The following is a 1,516-nucleotide window of genomic DNA, read 5'->3' as shown; positions in this document are numbered from 1 at the left end:
ATTTGATCAACAACGCCTATATTGTGCGATTGCTCTTGCAAAGACTAGGCTTGGCTTTCCGCTGTATCCAATACTTTGTTGTTAAACTCTTTTGTGCCTTTGTAACCCATAAATAGTGCTACAGCCCAAATGATGAAACTAATTGGAGATGCAATCACGGTAATTGCACATACAATAGCAATGATTAGATTAATAATACCCCACATGACGCTTCCTGCGTACATTTGACCAGCACCTGGAATAAAGAAGCCAAGTGCTAAGGCAACAATTGGGTTCTTCATGTTGTTCTTAAGTCTAGCTTCTTTAATTGAGTCGTTCATTTTAATCCCCTAATTAGTGTTTGTGTTCTAAAAGGTTAATCCACGTAGAACAATTAAGTCAAATGCATTAATTGTTTCACTTTTATTTCATTTTTGTTTAATTGTCATGGAAGTGTAATAAATTATATTTGTAATAAAAAGTTCTGTCAGGTTTTTTACGTACAACCATTCCAATGTCAATAATTTATTTTGGGTGATTTCTATTTCGTGATTAAAGGTTAATAACCATCTCAATTGCTCGATAATTGATCGCCAAGCAGATGCGTACTGTTTCTATAAACTCAGTTTCTATGGGCTAGTTGAGTTTTAAAAGTGCTTTTTCGAACACTTATGTCTGATTGACTTTTGAGCGCGTCATTGTAGCCATGCGCAAATTGAGTTTGCACTAGAAACCATTTGTAACATAATTTATTGGTGCCGATGAGCGTTCCATTTTTGTGATGTTTTTCAGATTTTTATCGATGGGTTTATTTGATTGAGTGAGCTTATGGTTGTAGATAAGGAACTTTAACTAGAAAGTTTGATGGCGGTCACTTTTTTTACTAACCAGATGGTAAGTTTTTTTGTGAGAGAGTGTCTAATTGATTCTTTTTGTTGCAATTTGAGGTTTGTAATCTTCGAACTTAACCAGTTTTTCGGCGTGATAATGAGGTGAATTTCAATATAATCATATATTAACGACAAGATTTGCCCCTTGAACGTTGTAATATCTCAAGCTTAATTGACCACTGAATAGCCCTTTATATCGCGGCATTGCGATTTCAGGTAGTGATAACCAAGCTTGGCTTTCCACTCCGTTATAATCCCATTTTTCAGAGCTGTTACTCTTTCATTTCTGGGATGTCCGTCTTTCCAAAGTGCTGAATTTTTGTGTCGTAAGTCTCCCCCCTCTGAGACGGCGCGGATCTTTCTACGTAAAGAAATAAATAATGTTGGCATCACCTCATTATCGCCAAGCTTTACAAGGCTAATCTAATAACTAATGGCTTCGTGGATATCAACGTCAAAGCTTACGCTATGTTCTCTGCTTTTCGAGCCATGTTTTTCATCTTTTACTCACTCTCTCTAAAGGTCCTGAGTTCTGTTGAGTCTATGGCTATGTGGTGAGCAGCACCTTTATATTTATTCCAATATTTAACTTTACCGTTTGTGAGCGATAGCTTATACAGGTGTAATTAAAGGTTCATCGCGGCTTT

Annotated in this window: 1 protein-coding gene and 1 pseudogene; both read right to left on the bottom strand. The window is 36.5% G+C overall.

Annotated features, from left to right (window positions below; translation table 11 throughout):
- Positions 1–44: 44 nt before the first annotated feature.
- The gene (locus AB4623_RS23650; protein WP_017066511.1) at positions 45–320 is read right to left on the bottom strand and encodes a hypothetical protein; all 276 of its coding nucleotides are present in this window, start codon (positions 318–320) and stop codon (positions 45–47) included.
- 667 nt (positions 321–987) lie between these two features.
- A pseudogene (locus tag AB4623_RS23645) lies at positions 988–1,497 on the bottom strand (IS5/IS1182 family transposase); the annotation flags it as partial.
- Between the last annotated feature and the right edge of the window lie 19 nt (positions 1,498–1,516).

The organism is Vibrio sp. 10N.222.52.C12 (genome assembly GCF_041474215.1).
GTDB lineage: Bacteria > Pseudomonadota > Gammaproteobacteria > Enterobacterales > Vibrionaceae > Vibrio > Vibrio crassostreae_C.
The sequence above is the reverse complement of the archived record's forward strand: the minus strand, read 5'-3'. Positions and strand labels throughout refer to the sequence as shown.